The sequence below is a fragment of the Bartonella sp. CL25QHWL genome, assembly GCF_042195335.1.
Taxonomy (GTDB): domain Bacteria; phylum Pseudomonadota; class Alphaproteobacteria; order Rhizobiales; family Rhizobiaceae; genus Bartonella.
Map to the genome: position 1 here is coordinate 1 of NZ_JBHIOE010000109.1, position 563 is coordinate 563.

At 47.1% G+C, this 563-nt stretch carries 1 protein-coding gene; it reads left to right on the plus strand.

Features of this window, described 5'->3' with window-relative positions; genetic code table 11:
• The coding region (locus tag ACFILY_RS09720) for a phage tail sheath subtilisin-like domain-containing protein (RefSeq protein WP_375638028.1) at nucleotides 1-563 on the plus strand (563 nt) is incomplete at both ends.

A 563-nucleotide genomic window follows, 5' to 3' on the forward strand; every position in this document is an offset into this window, starting at 1 on the left:
GGCTCTCTTTCACAAGCTGCAAAACTCGATAAAACGGGTAAGCGTCAAGGTACCTTACCCAATGCCCTTGATCTTATTTTTAAACAAGTAGGCGCCATTGTCGTTGTCGTACGCGTGCACGAGGGTGACAATGAAAATGCAACACTCACCAATATTCTGGGTGGTGTGAATGCAAATGGCGCTTATGAAGGCGTCCATGCTTTGATTGGAGCGCAATCCATTGTGGGACAAACACCACGCATTCTCATCGCTCCAGGCTTTACACATCAACGCCCTTCCAGTGTGAATATTGAAGAGAATGGAACTGGTGCAACTGCCAACCCCGTCGCAGCAGAACTGATTGGCATTGCAGAGCGTCTGCGTGCTATTGTGGTGCTTGATGCACCAAACAGCACAGATGAAGCAGCACTTAGCACAGCAAAGGATTTTGATTCAAAGCGCGCCATCATAGTTGACCCATTTGTAAAGGTAAATCGTGATGGAAAGATCATAGAACAGCCAGCAAGTGCAGCAGTTGCAGGTGTCATTGCCAAAACTGATTTTACACACGGTTTTTGGCATTC